The following is an 18,867-nucleotide window of genomic DNA, read 5'->3' as shown; positions in this document are numbered from 1 at the left end:
GATCAAAAACGATGTCACGCATTTTAGCGCCACTTCGAAATGGGAGTTTCGTAGGGAGGAGCTTATCCGCGTAACCACGAGAATATGATTATTTCTTGTTCGGCATTTACACCGGCAGCCAGGTTTTGTGTGCAACGCACCTGACCGAGGGCAATCAAATATACCCGGAAGCCTGCGTACTTTGTGGCGTGCTTACAACGGGTGGAACCTCAAAGACTGAGAGATTTGAAGGAGTGACCGCATGGTCTCAATGACATCTGAACGGAGCGATGCGACAAGCACCAATAGCCGTCTTAAATCCATTATCGGTGGATCAACCGGCAATCTGGTCGAGTGGTTTGACTGGTATGTGTATGCCGCCTTCACGCTCTATTTCGCACCGCATTTCTTTCCATCGGAAAGCCAGACTGCGCAACTTCTCAGCGCTGCAGCGGTTTTTGCCGTGGGCTTCATCATGCGTCCGATCGGTGCCTGGATCATGGGGATTTATGCGGATCGCAAGGGCCGCAAGGCTGGTCTTGCCTTGTCCGTGACATTGATGTGTGCAGGCTCCCTGATCATTGCGCTCACACCCGGTTATGAAACGATTGGTATTGTTGCGCCAGTGCTGCTGGTTCTTGCGCGTTTGATGCAGGGCCTGTCTGTTGGTGGCGAATATGGTGCGAGTGCGACCTATCTTTCTGAAATGGCAGGAAAAAGCCGCCGTGGATTCTTTTCATCGTTCCAGTATGTAACGCTGATTTCCGGCCAGCTTCTGGCTATTCTTCTGCTGATTGTGCTGCAAAGAACAATGGAAACCTCAGCGCTTGAATCATGGGGCTGGCGTATTCCGTTCTTCGTTGGAGCATTGCTTGCAGTGGTTGTTTTCTGGCTGCGTCGTGGTCTTGCTGAAACCGAAAGTTTCAAGAATGCGAAGACGAAAGATGCACCAAAGTCCGGCTTCTGGACACTTATCAAGTATCATCCGAAAGAAACGGCTCTGGTCATGCTTTTGACCGCCGGTGGTACGCTCGCATTCTACGCATATTCGATTTATATGCAGAAATTCCTTGTCAACACATCCGGCTTCAGCCGTGAAGTTGCAAGCCAGATCAATGCGATTACGCTGTTTATCTTCATGTGTCTTCAGCCGCTGGCTGGTGCGCTGTCGGATAAGATTGGCCGTAAGCCGCTGATGATCGCCTTTGGTACTGCAGGCGTGCTGTTCACCTATCCAATCTTCTCGACCCTTGAGCAGACGCGGGATCCATGGATCGCCGGTCTTCTGGTCATGGGTGCACTGGTCATCGTCACCGGTTATACATCGATCAACGCGGTCGTTAAGGCCGAGCTTTTCCCGGCACACATCCGCGCGCTTGGTGTAGCCTTGCCTTATGCTCTTGCAAATACATTGTTTGGCGGAACGGCCGAATATGTTGCGCTCAGCTTCAAGAACGGCGGTTGGGAGCGTGGTTTCTACTGGTATGTAACGTTTATGATCGGCATATCTCTGATTGTGTATTTGCGGATGCGTGACACCAGCAAGGACAGCTTGATTTCGGAAGATTAAAAACAAGTATGCCGGGCCAAAAGCCCGGCATTTTCATAGAGCGTTACAACAAAGGATTAGAGTGCTGATCCGATCCAATCAGATCGAAACGCGCTCTAAGATGTCGCTTTACGTTGCCGTGTGAGCATCGGTCCATATTCCAGAACATAGAGGCCAAAAGCCAGTATCCATAACAGCGCCGAACCTGCGAGCAATGTATGAAAGAAATTCGGCATCATTTCTGCAAAGGGCCGCAACAGAGCAGCAAGAATAATACATAGATAGGCAATCTGTGTGCTGGGTGTAGCGGTTAATGGCCGACCGGTATGCCCGCGAGTTGCACGTGTCATAACTGCAAGCATCATGGTGCCGATGACGCCAACTGTCATGACATGGAGCGCTGAATAAGGGTTGAGATGGCCAAGAGCTGCACATGCAATGGCAATGTAACCCAGCGGCACGAAAGCATAGGCCACGTGCAGAACCAGCAGTATCTTTTCACGTGCCACGCTCCAGCCGCGCCAGCGATAGAGCCTTATCGTGTGCAGGACTGCCGTAATGATTGCAAGAATGGCAGTAAGAGTTGATTCAGGTGCCACAACCCATGAGATGCACGCCAAAGCCGCAACCATAATGCACAGGACATCGTACCTGTTAAATGGAACCGGAAACCGGGTTGATCCGGTTTTGTTAAGCCAGTTGCGGGTGAAGCTTGGAATGATACGTCCACCAATCAACATGACCAGCAGGACATAGGCGCTGACCCCGATGCGGTTTGCCATCGCAACATCGCCGTCCGTCATTGCCAGATAGTGAAATGTGAAATTGGCAATTGTAACCACGCTGACGGCAATCAGAACTTTTAGATTTTTCCACTGACGACCCGCAATGATCTCGCGTGCGCTGATAAAAAGCAGCATTGGCAGAAACAGGCTTTCTATTGCAACTGCCAGATAAAGATTGGTGATGTCTGGATTGAGAAAGAGGACGCGCCCGATAAGCCATGTGCCGAAAAGTATCGCAAGCGGAGCGCCGGAAACCGGCAGCCTGCCTGTCCAGTTGGGTATGGCGGTCATTAGAAAACCTGCGAGAACTGCAGAAGAAAAGCCAAAGACCATTTCATGTGCATGCCAGTTCAGCGCGCCATAAGTGCCCCCGACTGAAACGCCGAAAGTCAGCGACAAGATCCAAAGCAGCATGGCCAGAACGGCCCAGATGGCTCCGCCCAGAAAAAATGGGCGGAAGCCATAGCTGAAAATTGCCGGCCCGGTCTTTTTGAAGCCGCGCGCTATTGCGCCGCGGCGTTCGGAGGGCATCGCTGCGGAGGTGGCCAGCAGGCCTTCCTGTACTTTCATAGTATCCTCTCACTGACCGGTTTTAATGCAATTATCGGCAGTCTTTTATTGGGCGTCTGCAATCGCCTTTTCCAGCCGCTTCTGGACCGGCTTTGGCTTCTTGGCCGCGACAATAGCATCAAGATTTGCCGGGTTCTCGCCGACAACCAGCAGCGCAACCATACCCATTGCGTAATGTGGTGTGCATTTTACGAAATAGGCGCCGGGTTCGGTGACCGTGAGTGTGTAGTTTTCGTTAACCTTGCTCTTAAACGCTTCCACGCCTTCCGGGATCATGCCCTTGACCGACTCCACATTGTGGCCCTTGTCGGTAGGAATGAAGGTAATCGTGTCGCCGGGGTTGGCCTTGATATAGGCAGGCTCAAAAACCATCGCACCTTCTGCGCCTTTGTTGAGCATATGAACTTCGATGTTTTCCGCGAGAACGGGTGCTGCCATCATCAGGCTCAGCCCAGCAGCGGCGAGGGAAATAGCAAATTTGCGCATCTTTTTTGATCTCCATAGCTGGCTCAGGCGACATCACAGCGGTGCCTGATAATGACCAGTCTGATGCAGACTTAGAACGGCTTGGCGCTCACATCTTTGATTGGGATCAAATATATTCACATAGTTGAGAATAAAACTCAGATATCGCTTTCCACCATGTGCTTTGAGGTGTTTTTTATCTGATTTCAACTGCCTGCGCTTAGCAGATTGTTGCAACTTCTTTAACAAGCCAGTCGCGGAAGAGCTGCAATGCAGGATTGCTGGCAATGTTCTCGTGGCTGCATATAAATTTGTATGATTCTCTGGGCTCGAAATACCGCTCGGATACGATGCAGAGCGCTCCGCGTTGTACGTCGCTCTCGACGAGTGGACGATGAGAAAAACCAATGCCCTGTCCGGAGCGCACTGCGGCCAAAAGCGTGTGTTGATCATCAAAAAACAGGTTGGAGTTGGCAGCTAAATCGTCAAAGCCATGATGCGACATCCATCTCTTCCAGTCGCTTAAGTCCCTATAATGTAGGCGAGGAATATTCGGGTTAGCCAGAACATCTTCTGCGTTGACTACACCATCCAGGAGTGAGGGATTGCAAATGGGTACTAATTTTTCTTTTAAAAGTTCTATGCTGTAGACGCCTACAGGCGGGTGCAAACAGTATTTTATCTGCGCGTCTTCTCTATCCTGAGCGATGGAATCTATATCAAGATTATTCAGATGAAGCTGTATACTGGGGTTTTGCTTCAAAAAGCCTGCAATCCTGCTCGCGATAACCTCCATTGCAAAAAATGGACCGGCACGAACTCGTAGAACTTGCGCCTTGCTATCTTGGCCTATCAGTGCGGTCACAGCATTGATTTCATCAAATGCGCGCGTACAGACTTCCAGAAGAAGAGCGCCTTCAGGCGTTACGGATACTCCGCGAGGGCTGCGGACAAGCAGCTGACGGCCCAACGCTTGCTCAAGAAGCTTGATTTGATGGCTTACGGCGCCTTGGCTTATTGCAAGTTCTTCTGCTGCCAGGGTGAAGCTTTGGCAATGTGATACCGCTTCAAAAGCCCGTAGGGCCCTCAAACTTGGAAGGCGTCGTTTGGCTCGTGAAGTCATCCAGCTATTAATTTTTCTAATGGCATTAAATAGATCTTTTGCATTGATCGCCCTTCGGCGCAAGCATATTCGTTAAGCAATAAAAGTCGCCCTTGGATATCCGCGTTTATCTGCTCTCGATCGTAGTACGCGTCGGTTACCAATCAGGCAGGCATATAAAAGGAGAACGAATGTGATCAAAAAAACGAAAATGGGGTTTGCTGCCGTTTTTGCCGTCTTGTGTGGAGTCCTTCCAGTCCAAGCCGATGAAATCAGGATGGGAGCTGAGGGTGCCTATGCCCCCTTTAATTATCTGGACCCAAACGGGCAGCTGAAGGGCTTTGATATCGACGTCGGGAATGCGATCTGTGAAAAGCTGAAAGCCAATTGCGTATGGAGTGCGAACGAATGGAGTGGAATAATCCCCGCGCTCCAGTCGAAGAAATTCGATATCATGGCTTCTTCAATGGCCATCACTGAATCGCGCAAGGAGCAAGTCAACTTCTCCAATCCCTATTACTACAACACCATGCGGTTTGGTGCGTTGAAGGATCTAGGCCTAAAAGATGTGACACCCGAAAGTGCCAAAGGCAAAGTGATAGGCACCCAGACAGGCTCAATTGCAGCTGACGTGTTGCAGCGCTTCTTTCCGGACAATGAGGTGAAGCTGTATCCGACATTGGGCGAGGCTTTCATGGATATGGAGAGCGGCCGTATTGACCTTTTGCTAGAATCCAAATTCGCACTGAGTGATTGGCTCTCAAAGGGGGCGGACTGCTGCGAATTTGTTGGTGAAGAATTTCTTCTGGACGGCACATTGGGAGCGGGGATGGCTTTCCGCAAAGAAGACGAGCAGCTGCGAACACGTGTCAATCAGGCTCTCGAAGAGATTCTTAAAGACGGCACCTACGATAAGATCAGCGCTCTTTATTTTAACTTCGATATCAGGGCCAAACCAAAGTTCGCTAGTGAAGTTTTTGCAAATTAAACTGATCCCAACGGCTCACCTGATTTGAAACACCACATCAAATCGGGTGCCCCTGCGCGAGGAATAACGAGTTTCAACCGTTCCTTTTCAATTAGCCAAGACTGATCTTCACCGAAAAATAAAGGTCGCCTCGTGTCCTATCGTGTTGCCATCATCGAATTCATAAACGAAAATAATACCTTCACAGAAAATCGGACCAGCATTAATGATTTTCGCGCGTCGCATTATTTCAAGGGCGATGAGATTCCAGCCAATTTTCGAGGCACAGGCTCGGAGGTTGGCGGCGCAATAAAGGTCGCGGATGAAAAGGGCTGGGTACCTGTTTATATCACCGCTGCGCATGCGGAGCCAAACGGTATTGTGCTTGAGGATGCGCGTCTGGAAATTACTGGCGAGTGCCTGAGGCGGCTGCAGCAAGCTGGACCTTTGGACGGCATATTTGTCGCTCTGCATGGTGCCATGGTAACCGAGACGGATCAGGATGGCGACAGCCAGTTTCTTCGAGAGATACGGTCGGTTGTTGGATATGATGTACCCATAGCCATCACACTTGATCTCCATGCCAATACTTTTGATGAACTTGCTGATCTGGCACAGATCGCCGTTTCATTTCGCACATATCCCCATGTTGACATGAGCGAAGTTGGTGTAGAGGCCTGCCTTTTGCTGCATCGCGCGATGAGCGGCGAAATTAGGCCTTCATTGATTATTGCGCGACCGCCAATGCTGCTTGGATGTGACGACGGTCGCACAACCGATAATGGGCCGATGTGTCGGCTGCTCGAAAGCGCGGCTCGTGAAATGCAGCAACCCGGTATTTTGAATGTGGCGGTTAATGCAGGATTTACCGATGCCGATGTTTGGGCTGCTGGTCCCAATGTTATCGTGACGGCAGATCTAGAGAGTGTGTGCCGACAAACGGCTCGCAAAGTTGCGGGTAAGATTTGTGATGAAATCTGGTCGTACAAAGATCAGTGGTCGCAGCCGATGCCGCTTGATGAATGTATTGAGCAGTTGAAACAGGAGCAGGGCAGGGAAGGTACGATTGTCGTCGCCGATTTCTCCGATAATCCCGGTTCAGGTGCATACAGTGACTGCACAGCACTCATTGCGGCGATGCTCCAAGCTGGTGTGACCAATGCCGCCGCGGGTGCACTTCTTGATCCTGAGGCCGTGGTCGAGATTTCAGCCAGACCGGTAGGTGAGAGCATCACGGTAACGATCGGTGGCAAATCCGATCCATCCATTGGTGGTGGCCCACTGACGGTGACGGGCCGCGTGATGGCTAAAAGCAATGGGTCTTTTTTCTTTGAAGGCCCAATGTTTACAGGTTTGCCTGGAACAACCGGGAAAGCTGTGTGCCTGCATGTGGATGGGATCGATATTCTGATCGTATCGGAGCGTATGCAGATGCTTGATAAGAACATTTTCCGTGTTGTTGGCATCGAACCGAAGGAAAAGTCTGTTCTGGCGGTCAAGTCGATGCAGCATTTTAAAGGAGCATTCGGGCCGATTGCAAGGCAGATCATTGTTACCGATGCTGGCGGTTTGAGCTCACCAGATCTGTCGAGACGAACCTATTCCAACGTGCGGCGCCCGGTTTTCCCGTTGGACACATTGCCAGATCAGCTTCAGTTGAAGGGCTGACGAATCCATTGGACTTTAGCGGAGAACAGTGAATTTAATTCGCTCGAACGGGCCAATCAGGATGGCGTGTCGCCATCACCAAAGTCTTGGACCAGATCGATCATTTATGCTCACAGATGGAAAATTCGATGCACGCAGCGCCAATTTTCGCCGGATTAAAAATAGACGCAGCTGAAATACGGGTCATACGTTTGCCGCTGCTCGTGCCTTTTGTGATCTCCACCGGCACGATGACTGAAAAGATCATCCCGATCCTTACCTTACGGGCTGAGGGGCTGGAGGGTTATGCCGAAGGCGTGATGGATCCATTACCAGATTATCTGGAGGAGACGATCTCCGGCTCACTCTCTTTTCTACGTGAAGTCATTCTACCGCAAATCGTTGGGAAGCGCTTTAATGGGCCAGCTGATATTGCGGCCATTCTCGATCCGTGGCGCGGTCATCGAATGAGTAAGGCCATGGTTGAAATGGCCGTGTGGGATCTGTGGGCGAAAGCACTCAACCTGCCATTAAGCGTAGCGCTTGGTGGTGTTCGTGATGCTATCGATGTGGGTGTCAGCTTGGGCATTGCAGACATTGCAACTACCATTGAAAGGATCGCCGCTTCGCTCGACGCCGGTTACAAACGCGTTAAACTGAAGATTAAGCGTGGCCATGATCTTGCTATGCTCCAAGTAGTACGGGATCATTTTCCTGACGCAAAGCTGACGGTAGATGCGAATGCAGATTATCACCTTTCTGATCTACCCCTTCTTAAGGCGATGGACGCTTTTGCGCTTGACTATATCGAGCAACCGCTGGCCTTTGACGACATTACCGATCACGTGCATGTGCAGGAAAAATTGTTGACCGCCATCTGTCTTGATGAGAGCATCCGGTCTTGCGTTGATGCACGAAAGGCACTTGTAGCGGGTGCGTGCCGCGTCATTAATATCAAAGTGGGCCGTGTCGGTGGCCACAGCGCATCACGCGCAATTCACGATGTCTGTGCCGCTTTCGATGTGCCTGTATGGTGCGGCGGGATGCTTGAATCCGGCATTGGTCGGGCGCATAATATTCATCTGTCCACACTGCCGAATTTTACAAAGCCGGGCGACACATCATCCGCCAGCCGATATTTCCCGCGTGATATCGTCAACGAGCCGCTCGAAGCAAAGAATGGCCAAATGGCCGTTCCTCACAATGGTTCGGGTATCGGTGTGACTTTGGATTATGCATTTCTCAATACAGTTACCAGCCAACGAGAGGATTTCGTCGCATGAGCGAAATCCTGATCCGAGAGCTTGCGTCTCTCGTCGAGATGAAGAATTCGGAGGATGTGCAACGGCTGGTGTGGGGAGAAGAGGACCCTGTCGATGCCGCAGATCTATTGCTTGCGATTCAGCACGAAGGCGGCCTTGTCGCTGGTGCGTTTGAAGGCGCAAAGATGATTGGTTTCATCTTTGGTTTTCCAAGTGCAACGCCGGGAGTTCAACATTCTCACCGTCTGGCTGTTCTTCCGGAAGCAAGAGGGTTGAAACTTGGTGCCCGGATGAAATGGTTCCAACGCGCTTGGTGCCTTGCGAGGGGCATCACGCATGTCCGCTGGACCTATGATCCGATCCGCGCGGTCAATGCGGGTTTAAATATTGCAAGCCTTGGCGCAACATCATCAATCTATCATATCAATTATTATGGTCCCATGGTTGGCATCAATGCTGGCTTGCCTTCGGACAGGGTCGTCGCTGACTGGCAATTGGATGATCCCCGTGTAAAAGCGCAATCTCAAGGCCAGAAAGCTGAGCTTCCGACGGAGGCTCAATGTGTAAAAATACCAAGCGATATCGATCATCTGCTTGCAACTGATCCGGCGGCAGCGATGCATGCCAGGTTGTCGCTTCGCCACCAGCTTCTTACTGCCTTCGATGAAGGTAAGCGTATTGTCGGCTTCGATAGACAAGCCTCTGCTTACTTATTGGTTTAAGGCAATAAATCAAATTAAATGCAGCTCTGATGCGCATTCTCATGGACCATGCGCGAGCCTTTGTGATGCAGATGACAGCCGGAAATCCGTCCGCCACCGCTCGGTTGTGCTGTGCTCAATACAATTGAGCACGAAGGGTTTCGACAAGTTTTGAGCGGTTGGGCGGTCTCTTCGCAAACCGCTTACGCCAGCGGAGCAATAAGCTTCTATTGTCGGCGATGTGTGCGGTTGACCTCGTTAACGACCGTGACTTGCTTGAGCCGGTACCGTTAGCTCTGATGGCGAAAACCATATATCGTAGCTATTCTAGAATGTATTGGAAAGAAGCGGCAAGGGCTTTTGCCATGTCCGCTTCTTTTAAGCATGAATGGATTGGCACTATAAGCCTACTTCCTTTCGCATAGTCTCTAGGCGTTCCATAGCAACAACCCCATCAGCGATGTTTGGGGCGGGTGTTTCCGCTCCCATAAGCGCGGGCACGACATCTGCCAACAATGAATGATAGCCCTTGGGGTCTTCATTGGCCGCTGCGGTAAAGTTAGGCTTCCAAGTGAGTGTATCGCAGTCGCCTGACAATGTCGCATTCGGATCGTCAATTTTGAATGCTGGATTACGATGCCAGCGCACGTCGATAACATCGTCCACCTCAATACGCTGGTGATCTCCCATCAGTTCAATGCGTTCGACGGGGGTTCCGCGCGACTGAATCGTCCCCATCGCAATGGTGCCGATAGCGCCACATTCAAAATCGAATGCCGCGTGGATCAACAGCTTACCCGGTTCTTTTTCGACTTTCTTGGCTGTCAGCTTTCGAACAGGGGAAACCAAGTGGGAGACGAGGTCCATATAATGGACGCAGTGGTGCAGGAAAAAGCCAGTGTAATCGACGTTGCCCGCGAAATAACCGGGGGCTGTCATGTAATAGCCGGTTAGGCCCAGAACATCGCCGAATTGGCCCGATTTTATGATATTGGCTGCGATTTTGTTGCCGATCGAATAGCGTTTCATGAAGCCGAGCAGCAGTGGCTTTTTTGCTTTTTCGGAGGCTTTGAGAAGTTCACGTGCGCCTTCGGCAGACCCCGAAGGTGGTTTTTCCATGAATACAGGCAAGCCGCGTTCCAACGCTGCCTTGCCAAATGCAAGGTGTTGATCAGGGCCAACAGCCATGCCAATGGCATCAAGACCGCGTGTGTTGAGGAGGGCTTCAACATCATTTGTCAGTGTTCGCACCCCGAACTGCCGTCCGGCATTCGCAAGTCGTGTCGGGTCTATGTCGCAAAGCGCGGCAATTTCCACATCGTAACGAACAAGCTGCGGGAGCAACATCTGGGTTGCGTGGATACCGCAACCAATCCAACCAATTTTGAGGGTCATCGACGATACTCCGTAAGCAGGAGGTGGCTTTTCATGAAGGCGGTGCTGGCTGACAGACGATCACTTTCGTCCTCGTGTGGCGCTCTCCATTGCGCAAAAGGAACGCCAAAGCGATCATCCTGACGGCGGAATGGTTCAAGCGATATTGGGCCGGTATAAGCGATCTCGTGCAGGGCGCGACAAACCGCAACCCAGTCTGTTGCGCCTGTGCCGGGAAAGCCGCGGTGATTTTCATTGGCCTGAAAATGCACAACCAGATCGCCTGCAAGCCTGATCGCTTCTGGAATTGAGCTTTCTTCCATATGCATGTGGAAAGTATCGAGCATCAGTTTTATCGCTGGCTTGTCAACTGCATCCAACAATTCGATTGCTTGCTGGGTTGTGCAAAGGACATCGCTTTCAAAGCGGTTAAGTGGCTCGACTGCGAGCAGAACATCGCTTCCCTGCGCATATTCACCGGCAATTTTCAGCGCTTTTACGCAGCTATCTTTACGGCGCAAACGCTCATCTTCTGAAACTGGCTGTGGCGGGCGGCCAGCAAAGACGAGAGGGTTTCCGGTCAGAGGTCCACCAACAACCTGCGCTCCAAGCGCATGGGCGCAATCAACCGTGTATTTGAGATAATCAATGCCGCCCTGATAGGCATTGTTGTCGGCGGAAGAGATATTGCGTTCAAGATTAACGCGTGCTGCAAGCACGACGAAAAGTCCTGCGTCATCGAGGGCTTTGCGTGTTTCTTTGAGGTCCAGTTCGCCGGGTTCTGGCACCAGCAACTCAACAAATTCAAATCCGTGTTCACGCATTTTATGGAAAAGGGAAAAATGCTGGGCTGTGAAAGGCCGCGCATATTGCATTGAAATCAACCCGATGGGGTTCATGATATTTCCTCGATTGCTTGAAGAACTATTGGGGAATGTAGGGGGTGTCAGCCTTTGACTGCCCCTTGTGTAAGGCCGCCGATAAGGCGTTTTTGAACGAGAAGGAAAAGAATGGTTGCGGGCATGGCGCCAACAACAGCACCCGCTGCGAGCAGTCCCCATTCGATTTGGTATTCACCAATCAGGGTCTGAATTGCGACGGTAACAGGGCGCACATTTCTGCCGCCAAGTGTCAGCGCATAAAGATATTCGTTCCATGCGGTGATGAAGATATAGATGCCAGTGGAAATAATACCGGGCATCATCAAGGGTATAATCACGCGCCGTAAAGCGGCGAGACGTGAGCAGCCATCCATCATCGCGGCTTCATCAAGGCTTTTGGGGATTGCCGCGACGTAGCTCGTCAGCATCCAGACTGAAAACGGAATGGCAACCGTGGAATTCGCAAGAATAAGGCCGAAATAGGTGTCCAGAATGCCATATTTTCGCATGATGATGAAAAGCGGCAGGATGAGCAGCACAATGGGGAACATGTTGATGAGCAGAAATTGCATCATGAACAATTTGCGCCCCAGAAAGCGAAAACGCGAGAGTGCATAGGCCGCGGTTACAGAAACGGCGAGGCCCAGCACCACTGTGCCAACCGCAATAACCAGGCTGTCGAGCATATTTTTGTAGAACTGCGCTTTGTTAAACAGCCGTTCGTAATTATCGAGGCTCCAGCCCGATGGTGAGAGCGAAACACCATTGGCTGAAAGCGCCTCGGTGGGCGTTAGCGACGTGAGCACCATCCACGCAAATGGTGCCAAAGCAAACAGCACGATGCAAGCGACGGGTAAGTCGGTGGTCAATATGCGTTTAAGCGTGCTTTGACGTTTCATTTTTCGACCTCTCGCATTGTACGAGCCAGATAAAGAACGACCAGAACGCCGAGCAGCAGCGTGAAGGTGACAGCGATAGCGGTGCCATAGCCGAAGTCGAGGTTTTGCCGCGCTTTTACGAATGCATAGAGAGGCAGCGTATAGGTTGAGTAGCCCGGGCCGCCGCCTGTCATGACGAAGATGACGTCCATGGAGTTTGCAACCCAGATCACGCGGAGCAAGCCTGCTGTTGCAAGCACAGGCGCTATGCCGGGCAGAGTTACGTTTACAAACTGACGCCAAGGCGAAGCACCATCAATGGATGCTGCCTCATACTGGCTTTTGGGAATGCCCTGTAAGCCCGCCAGGATCATGATCGCAAAGAACGGAAAGCCCTGCCATGTCAGTGTGGCGATGATTGCGTAAAGGGCGATATTTGGATCGGCCAGCCAAGGAACTGCCTGGCTTACAACTGAGAGATTGAGCAGGATGTCATTGAGAACGCCGGTGTTGGGATCGTAAATCCAGCGCCACATGAGCGCAATCACGACACTTGGCAACGCCCACGGAATGATGACCAGCGCACGCGCCAGACCACGCCATGGAAACTCTCTGTTGAGTAGCAGCGCCGTAATCAGACCAAGACCCATTTGAAGCGGGACGGTCAGTCCGATCCAGATGCATGTATTCCAGAATGCAGCCCAGAATACCGGATCTTGCAACAGCTTGATGTAGTTGCCAAGGCCAACAAATGCCGTCGCTTTGGGTTTGAACAGAACCAAATCGTAAAAACTTGTCCAAACTGCCTGCACCATCGGCAAGAAGACAATCACCAGCGTCACGATAACGGCAGGGCTCAGCAACCAGTAAGGCAACCATGTTTTGCTTCGGCGGCGAAGTCGCGTCGGTGCAATGGATGTGGAGGGCAATGCGGACATAGGTTATCTATCCATGCTAATGAAAGAACGGGATCTCGAAGGGGCAAGGGGAGGCATGGCAGCACAATTGTTTGCTGCCATATTGCTCACGCGCTTCAATCGATTAGTTTTGGAAAAGCTTTTCCAGTTCCTGCATCATCTGTTCGGAGGTGATTTGCCCAGCGAGTGCGCGTTGCATTTCAATTTGCCAAGCCGTGTTCACGAATTCCGATGTGCCCTCATTTTGTGGAAGCACATGTGCGAAGGGCAGTGAATCAACCGTGGCATCAACGAAACGGCGTTCGTGCAGCTTCCAGTCTTTGGCACCGCTTTTTGTCACGGTCATCTGACCGGTTGCACTGTTGAAGGAGACGTTATTTTCGCCTTCTGCAAGGAAGGAAATCCATTTCCAGGCAGCGTCTTTCACTTCTGAGGATGAGAATATCGCAAGCGATTCATCACCATAGGAGGTCCAGCGATTGCCTCCGCATTCAGGCACAGGCACTGCCGACACCTTGTCGCCTAAAGCGGCAACGAGGTCTTTGGACGATCCGATATGGTGGATTGTCATCGCCGTTTTTCCGCCTTTAAAGGCCGAGATAATCTCCTGAAAGCCGTCATTGGGTGCTGATGGTGGAATGACTTTGTCCTTCTGGAAAAGATCAATTACCCATTGATTGGCTGCCACCGCAGAGGGCGTCGTCAAGCCACCCGGCTTCAGCTCACCACCCTGTGAAAGAACAAAAGCGCCCCATTGATCCCATCCGCCTTTGCCTCCGCGAAGGCCAAAGCCGTAGCGATTTGGGGCCTCTGTGAGCTTGATGGCTGCGTTGCGGAAGTCTTCACAGGTTTTAGGAGGCTCAAGGCCTGCTTCTTTGAAGAGGTCAGCGCGATAATAGAGATAAAGGACGACATATTGAATAGGTAGATAGTATTGGCTGCCGTCTGCTGCTTTGTTCAACTCAAGGAGATTGTCGAGCAGGTCGTCTTTTCCGGCCCAGCCATTGATCCGCTCGCCAAGCGGCTCAAGTGCTTCCATTTCGGTCAAACGTGGCTGTGCAAACAGCTTGACCATGGCAGCATCAGGCGCGCTGCCACCAATAATCGACGTATAGAGATTATCGTAGTAGCTATTCCACGGAATATTTTCCGCCTCGATTTTGATGTCTGGATTGGCCTTTTCAAACTTGGCAACCAGTTCGGACATCGGATTTTCCGGGTTGTCGAAATGATACCAGAAGCGGACGGTTTCAGCAGATTGCGCGGAAAATGTCAGTGCAGCGGTAAATGCCGCACTGAGCATAAGAGATTTCAACATTTCAACTCCTCCCAGTTGTTTAAAAGGCCTCTCTTGTTCAGGCCATTCGGCTTAATGCCTGCGCCGCGTCCTCCAACGCTGCTTCAGCTGCCGTCAGTTCATTTGTGTATTGTAGAAAGCCATGCACCACGCCTTTTGTGATGGCTATTTCGTCCTTGCGGCCAATTTTTAACAGTCGCTCATGCAGCAAAATCGTATCGGAAAAGAGGGGGTCAATGCCTGCGGCTGTAAGATAAAGCGCGGGCATTTTTTCAAGAGCTGCATCTTCAGCGTGAAGTGGACAGGCCAGCGGATGTGAAGCAATGTCTTGCCCGCTCGCATACCAGTTCCAATAACGCTTCATTCTGTCGGTGGTAAGCCCCGGACCATTGATGAAGGCTTGATAAGATGGAGTTTCAAAATCCATGGCATAGTTGCCATAAAAGAGCAGGGCGCCCTTGGGCAGCGCATAATTGTTTTGCGCCGCGTGCAGCATCGCTGAGAGGGAAAGATTTGCGCCAGCGGAATCGCCTGCGATATAAACGGGGCCATCCAGCCCTTCTAATTGTCCATCAATTAATGCCCGCATGGTGCCGATGACATCGTGGAGGCCGGCGGGAAAAGGGTTTTCCGGTGCTAGCCGGTAATCAGGCAAAACAACGGTTAAACGGGTCTTTTCTGCGAGCACCCGTGCGCAGCGCTCATGCGTTTTGGGGCTGCAAAAGGCAAATCCGCCACCGTGAATGAAAAGAAGGGTTCCGGGCCTTTTGTTGATTGGTTCCAGAACGAGCAATGGGGTTTGTTGTGAGCCGATGGACGGGTTCGCAGCTATTTGCGTTAAACGCACGGCCTGCATTTCTGGAAGATTGATATTCCAGCGCTGGTTGTTTTTTTCTGCAAGCGTGCGACCCTCCGCAGGCGGAAGTGTCGTCGGATCAGGGGCGCCAGATAACTCAACAGCGATTTTTTCTAGAAGAGCCCGCATTTCTGGCAACGGTTCATGATCGAGGATATGTGTCATTGCGACTGACCTTCTTCCGGGAATACAGCTGGCCCAAAATCGACAATGGTTGCAATATGATGGCGCATGGCGATCTGTGCAGCTTCAATGTCCGCTGCTTCAAGTGCATCAATAATTGCGCAATGACGTAGCGCGGTTCCACGCAGGTCGCGTGCACTGCCGCTTTGTGAGATTTTGAAGCGATGATTATGCACGAGGCAACGATGTAAAATGGGGTTCAGAGCGGGCAGGTCTGCTTCGTCGAAAATGCGCCGGTGAAAATCACGATCGATTGCAGCTAGACGATATTCGTCTTTTTCATCAGCTGCCTGCAGCATCCCCTCCAGCATTTCTTTAAGATCATCCGTCAGCTTTTTGGATCGCCGCATCATCACGCGTGGAATACCATTGCATTCAATGGAATTGCGCAGGCGAAACATTTCAACAGCTTCATCCGGCGTACAAAGAGAAACTTGTGTTCCCCTATGTCCTTGTCTCAGCACAAGGCCTTCTTCCTGCAATTGGAGCAACGCTTCACGCACCGGTCCTTGGCTGCACTGAAAATGCGCGGCGATTTCCAATTCTGTCAAGTTGGCCCCAGCGGGCAATGTGCCAAGCATAATATCCCGCTTGAGCGCTTCAAATACGACTGCTGCTTTTGGAGGCCTGCTCTGAACGAGTTTGGGTGAAAAATATGCCACGCCGATGTCTGAGCCTCCTTGCCTAATGTCTCAATTATCATTATTGATAATAATATCGATAAAAGACGTCAAGCGAAAACTCTGGGAGGAGAAGGCATGATCGCCATCGCGTTGGAACGTATCCAGAAGACTTATGGCACCCATAAAGTCATCCACGATCTCGACTTTCGGATCGAGAGTGGAGAGTTTGTTGTTCTGGTCGGTCCCTCCGGTTGCGGCAAATCCACTTTGCTCAGAATGATCGCGGGTCTGGAGGATATATCGGGCGGTGAATTGAAATTTGGCGATGCCATCGTCAACGAGCTTTCGCCCTCGGAGCGTAACATTGCGATGGTCTTTCAGGATTACGCGCTCTATCCGCACATGAGTGTGGAAGAGAATATGGCGTTTGGACTCAAAATGCGCGGCTCGAATGATAATGACGTATCATCTCGCATTGGAACGGTGGCCGAAACGCTTAAAATTGGCGAGTTTCTTGCGCGTCGCCCTGCACAACTTTCAGGGGGGCAACGCCAGCGTGTCGCTATGGGGCGCGCGATTGTGCGAGAGCCCAATGCATTTTTGTTCGATGAACCGCTCTCGAATCTTGATGCCGCTTTGCGTGTTGAAATGCGGCTGGAAATTGCGAAACTACACAGAAAGATTAAAGCGACCACCGTTTATGTGACGCATGATCAGGTCGAGGCGATGACACTTGCTGATCGAATTGTGGTTATGAACAAGGGCAATGTCGAACAGATTGGCAAGCCGCTCGATATATATCGGAAACCTGCCAGTCTTTTTGTTGCGCAATTCATTGGCAGCCCGACCATGAACGCTCTTCCTGCTGAGGTTCGACAGAACAGTGGAGAAACTCTCGTGCTGTCCTGCACAGGGAGGGACATTTCTCTGCGTTCCCACTTCGCGCCGCTCAATGTTCAGGGTCATGTTACGCTGGGCATTCGGCCAGAAGACCTGGCGGCTTGTTCAGCACAAGACGCTTGGTTCAGCGGTGAGCTTGCGGTGGTTGAACGCTTGGGAAGTCAGATGTTTGGCTATATCGAAATTGGCCAGCCTAAAATGCTGACCGTTGAGTTCCCGCGTGATAGCGAGTTGGAGCTAGGGCAACAGGTGCACGTCAAAGGAGACGAAAGCCGGGTCCATCTATTTCATATTAAAACGGGTAACAGGGTTTAAAACTTTTGCGCTGAGCCCCAACATTGGGCCATTGAAAGGAATTATATTTCTATCGAAAACAGTGGCAAATTGATAGCTCAGCAAATAAGGATATTGTCGTAAAGGCTGTCATGTCGCGAACTGATCAAAGCTAGCAAACAGGATCCAAACGAGATCATCAGCTATTACAGTTTGTGCCATATAAATTGATACAGGAACTCTCATTTGGCAGTTGGCCGGCAATCCATTCCGCCTCTCAATGCACTTGTGGTGTTTGACAGTGCTGCCCGTCTTGGCAGCTTCTCACGCGCGGGCCTTGAACTTGGTCTCACGCAGAGTGCGGTCAGTCGTCAGATCGGCAAACTCGAAGCTTTCATTGGTTCGAAATTGTTCAACCGTTTGCCCATTGGCGTTCAATTGACAGCGATCGGTGAAAGCTATGCCTCAGAAGTCAGTCGTCTTCTCGGAGATCTGACAACCGTAACGGACGGGCTGAGGGCATGGACCGGCCCGCGTCAGATTACCATTGCCTGTTCACGCGGCATTGCCGATCAGTGGTTTCTCACACGTGTCGGCATGTTGAAAACGGAAATTCCGGGTATCGAAATCAGGCTGCGGGTCACTGATGACGTAGCGCATTTGCGGCTTGATGAATTTGATCTCGCTCTTTTTTATCGAAAAGAACGACCTATCGGGGTCAACCTGACAATTCTGGGACGTGAAGAGGTAGTGCCTGTTTCCGCACCTGGCTGTGGAAACATCATGGAGTTGAAAGCTCCCGTCCTGCTGGCAATCGAAGACACGATGCGCGATTGGCAAGGCTGGCCGGAATGGTGGCAGGATGCAAAGCTGTCACCGCCCGCCGGCGCATTGGAGTGGCGTCTTGGCGATTACGGATTATGTGTCGCTGCCGCAACGCAAGGCATTGGCATCACGTTGGGGTGGACATGGCTGATTAAGGAGCAGCTGGCAGCTGGTACGCTTGTGCCTGCTCACGACCACATGATGCGCTCTGATGCCTATTTTTACTTGATGCGTCCAGCCGACCGCCATCAACGCAGAATCGTTCGTGAAGTGTCTGACTGGCTTATTGCCAGCAACGGGAATGATCCCGTTACATAAAGATGATTTGGGTTATTCCCCAGGTGTTGTGGCACGGCGACGAGCCATGACGCGGTAGCGTGCGTAGCCTATAATCGTAAAGAGCAACCAGGCAACCTGCGTGATGATGGAGCCGAGGTTGAAATTCCACGAGAGTGAGTAGATCAAAGCCACGCCACCCAGAATGTTAAGCAGCGTGATAATGGCGTCATCCACCGTATAAATGCGCAGCTGAATCAGGGCGTAAGCCGTGAGATAGAAGACTGCGCCCAACAGGCCGATAATATCCGGCAAGCTCATTTTGATCTCCACGATCATAGAAAATCCGATGCAGGAAGTGCTTCCCAAATTGTGGACGGCGCATCCTTGAAACGCTCCTTTATCCGTGTCTGAAAAAATGCCAAGCCACACATTTTACATGGGGGTATGCAGAAAAGTCATATCAGAAAAAGCTCACGCAACCCTTGAAAACAGGGACACGTCTAAGGTACGCAACCCTGAAAATCGCTTGAGCTATGAATTAATCACAAGCTGAA

Annotated in this window: 18 protein-coding genes; 7 read left to right on the top strand and 11 right to left on the bottom strand. The window is 51.2% G+C overall.

All coding sequences use genetic code 11. The features are described from left to right. The first annotated feature begins 241 nt into the window (after positions 1-241). Complete coding sequence (locus tag OPR82_RS15090) at positions 242-1,549, top strand: MFS transporter (RefSeq protein WP_265985751.1); 1,308 nt, start codon at positions 242-244, stop codon at positions 1,547-1,549. A gap of 95 nt (positions 1,550-1,644) precedes the next feature. On the opposite strand, the gene OPR82_RS15085 is transcribed toward OPR82_RS15090, so the two are convergent. From OPR82_RS15085 to OPR82_RS15075, 3 genes are all read right to left on the bottom strand, one after another. Then, the gene (locus tag OPR82_RS15085; protein WP_265985750.1) at positions 1,645-2,883 is read right to left on the bottom strand and encodes an NnrS family protein; all 1,239 of its coding nucleotides are present in this window, start codon (positions 2,881-2,883) and stop codon (positions 1,645-1,647) included. Positions 2,884-2,928: 45 nt separating this feature from the next. After that, a complete protein-coding gene (locus OPR82_RS15080; RefSeq protein WP_265985749.1) occupies positions 2,929-3,369 on the bottom strand; it encodes a pseudoazurin in 441 nt (146 codons plus the stop codon). A gap of 199 nt (positions 3,370-3,568) precedes the next feature. Next, on the bottom strand, positions 3,569-4,534 hold the full coding sequence (locus OPR82_RS15075; RefSeq protein WP_265985748.1) for a LysR family transcriptional regulator: 966 nt from the start codon (positions 4,532-4,534) through the stop codon (positions 3,569-3,571). 109 nt (positions 4,535-4,643) lie between these two features. Here OPR82_RS15075 and OPR82_RS15070 point away from each other — a divergent pair, with 109 nt between their 5' ends. The 4 genes from OPR82_RS15070 to OPR82_RS15055 all read left to right on the top strand — a co-directional run bounded on the left by OPR82_RS15070 (position 4,644) and on the right by OPR82_RS15055 (position 9,048). Beyond that, a complete protein-coding gene (locus OPR82_RS15070) occupies positions 4,644-5,438 on the top strand; it encodes a transporter substrate-binding domain-containing protein (RefSeq protein ID WP_265985747.1) in 795 nt (264 codons plus the stop codon). Positions 5,439-5,570: 132 nt separating this feature from the next. After that, positions 5,571-7,085, top strand: a complete 1,515-nt coding sequence (locus OPR82_RS15065; protein WP_265985745.1) for a M81 family metallopeptidase — start codon at positions 5,571-5,573, stop codon at positions 7,083-7,085. Between the two features lie 128 nt (positions 7,086-7,213). Next, positions 7,214-8,347: an o-succinylbenzoate synthase gene (menC, locus tag OPR82_RS15060; protein WP_265985744.1), complete on the top strand. Its 1,134-nt coding sequence runs from the start codon at positions 7,214-7,216 to the stop codon at positions 8,345-8,347. Further along, on the top strand, positions 8,344-9,048 hold the full coding sequence (locus OPR82_RS15055; RefSeq protein WP_265985742.1) for a GNAT family N-acetyltransferase: 705 nt from the start codon (positions 8,344-8,346) through the stop codon (positions 9,046-9,048). The genes menC and OPR82_RS15055 overlap by 4 nt, the downstream gene beginning before the upstream one ends. Positions 9,049-9,426: 378 nt before the next feature. Here the strand turns inward: OPR82_RS15055 and OPR82_RS15050 are convergent, their stop codons facing one another. The 7 genes from OPR82_RS15050 to OPR82_RS15020 all read right to left on the bottom strand — a co-directional run bounded on the left by OPR82_RS15050 (position 9,427) and on the right by OPR82_RS15020 (position 16,075). Beyond that, complete coding sequence (locus OPR82_RS15050; RefSeq protein ID WP_265985741.1) at positions 9,427-10,422, bottom strand: Gfo/Idh/MocA family protein; 996 nt, start codon at positions 10,420-10,422, stop codon at positions 9,427-9,429. Next, positions 10,419-11,300 carry a sugar phosphate isomerase/epimerase family protein gene (locus OPR82_RS15045; RefSeq protein WP_265985740.1) on the bottom strand — a complete coding sequence of 294 codons (882 nt, stop codon included), beginning with the start codon at positions 11,298-11,300 and terminating at the stop codon, positions 10,419-10,421. Before OPR82_RS15045 ends, OPR82_RS15050 begins: the two co-directional genes overlap by 4 nt. 47 nt (positions 11,301-11,347) lie before the next feature. After that, complete coding sequence (locus tag OPR82_RS15040) at positions 11,348-12,181, bottom strand: carbohydrate ABC transporter permease (RefSeq protein WP_265985739.1); 834 nt, start codon at positions 12,179-12,181, stop codon at positions 11,348-11,350. Continuing rightward, entirely contained in the window at positions 12,178-13,098 is a 921-nt protein-coding gene (locus OPR82_RS15035) for a carbohydrate ABC transporter permease (RefSeq protein WP_265985738.1), read from the bottom strand. The genes OPR82_RS15040 and OPR82_RS15035 overlap by 4 nt, the downstream gene beginning before the upstream one ends. A gap of 103 nt (positions 13,099-13,201) precedes the next feature. Next, positions 13,202-14,395 carry an ABC transporter substrate-binding protein gene (locus tag OPR82_RS15030; RefSeq protein ID WP_265985737.1) on the bottom strand — a complete coding sequence of 398 codons (1,194 nt, stop codon included), beginning with the start codon at positions 14,393-14,395 and terminating at the stop codon, positions 13,202-13,204. A gap of 37 nt (positions 14,396-14,432) precedes the next feature. Further along, positions 14,433-15,395 carry an alpha/beta hydrolase gene (locus tag OPR82_RS15025; RefSeq protein ID WP_265985736.1) on the bottom strand — a complete coding sequence of 321 codons (963 nt, stop codon included), beginning with the start codon at positions 15,393-15,395 and terminating at the stop codon, positions 14,433-14,435. After that, entirely contained in the window at positions 15,392-16,075 is a 684-nt protein-coding gene (locus OPR82_RS15020; protein WP_265985734.1) for a GntR family transcriptional regulator, read from the bottom strand. The genes OPR82_RS15025 and OPR82_RS15020 overlap by 4 nt, the downstream gene beginning before the upstream one ends. 96 nt (positions 16,076-16,171) lie before the next feature. Between OPR82_RS15020 and OPR82_RS15015 the strand changes: the two genes are divergently transcribed. Continuing rightward, the gene (locus OPR82_RS15015; RefSeq protein ID WP_265985733.1) at positions 16,172-17,251 is read left to right on the top strand and encodes an ABC transporter ATP-binding protein; all 1,080 of its coding nucleotides are present in this window, start codon (positions 16,172-16,174) and stop codon (positions 17,249-17,251) included. 204 nt (positions 17,252-17,455) lie between these two features. Continuing rightward, a complete protein-coding gene (locus tag OPR82_RS15010) occupies positions 17,456-18,352 on the top strand; it encodes a LysR substrate-binding domain-containing protein (protein WP_265985732.1) in 897 nt (298 codons plus the stop codon). 12 nt (positions 18,353-18,364) lie between these two features. Here the strand turns inward: OPR82_RS15010 and OPR82_RS15005 are convergent, their stop codons facing one another. After that, positions 18,365-18,631 (bottom strand): CBU_0592 family membrane protein, encoded by a 267-nt coding sequence (locus OPR82_RS15005; protein WP_265985731.1) that lies wholly within the window; start codon positions 18,629-18,631, stop codon positions 18,365-18,367. Positions 18,632-18,867: the final 236 nt, after the last annotated feature.

This window comes from Ochrobactrum chromiisoli, from assembly GCF_026241335.1.
GTDB classification, from domain to species: domain Bacteria; phylum Pseudomonadota; class Alphaproteobacteria; order Rhizobiales; family Rhizobiaceae; genus Brucella; species Brucella chromiisoli.
This window is presented reverse-complemented; position numbering and strand designations above follow the sequence as displayed.

Bases quoted from the DNA above. Each gene is read 5' to 3' on its own strand.
- OPR82_RS15090 (WP_265985751.1), top strand. From the start codon at position 242: ATGGTCTCAATGACATCTGAACGGAGCGATGCGACAAGCACCAATAGC.
- OPR82_RS15005 (WP_265985731.1), bottom strand. From the start codon at position 18,631: ATGAGCTTGCCGGATATTATCGGCCTGTTGGGCGCAGTCTTCTATCTC.
- OPR82_RS15080 (WP_265985749.1), bottom strand. From the start codon at position 3,369: ATGCGCAAATTTGCTATTTCCCTCGCCGCTGCTGGGCTGAGCCTGATG.
- OPR82_RS15085 (WP_265985750.1), bottom strand. From the start codon at position 2,883: ATGAAAGTACAGGAAGGCCTGCTGGCCACCTCCGCAGCGATGCCCTCC.
- OPR82_RS15055 (WP_265985742.1), top strand. From the start codon at position 8,344: ATGAGCGAAATCCTGATCCGAGAGCTTGCGTCTCTCGTCGAGATGAAG.
- menC (WP_265985744.1), top strand. From the start codon at position 7,214: ATGCACGCAGCGCCAATTTTCGCCGGATTAAAAATAGACGCAGCTGAA.
- OPR82_RS15050 (WP_265985741.1), bottom strand. From the start codon at position 10,422: ATGACCCTCAAAATTGGTTGGATTGGTTGCGGTATCCACGCAACCCAG.
- OPR82_RS15030 (WP_265985737.1), bottom strand. From the start codon at position 14,395: ATGTTGAAATCTCTTATGCTCAGTGCGGCATTTACCGCTGCACTGACA.
- OPR82_RS15025 (WP_265985736.1), bottom strand. From the start codon at position 15,395: ATGACACATATCCTCGATCATGAACCGTTGCCAGAAATGCGGGCTCTT.
- OPR82_RS15045 (WP_265985740.1), bottom strand. From the start codon at position 11,300: ATGAACCCCATCGGGTTGATTTCAATGCAATATGCGCGGCCTTTCACA.
- OPR82_RS15035 (WP_265985738.1), bottom strand. From the start codon at position 13,098: ATGTCCGCATTGCCCTCCACATCCATTGCACCGACGCGACTTCGCCGC.
- OPR82_RS15015 (WP_265985733.1), top strand. From the start codon at position 16,172: ATGATCGCCATCGCGTTGGAACGTATCCAGAAGACTTATGGCACCCAT.
- OPR82_RS15040 (WP_265985739.1), bottom strand. From the start codon at position 12,181: ATGAAACGTCAAAGCACGCTTAAACGCATATTGACCACCGACTTACCC.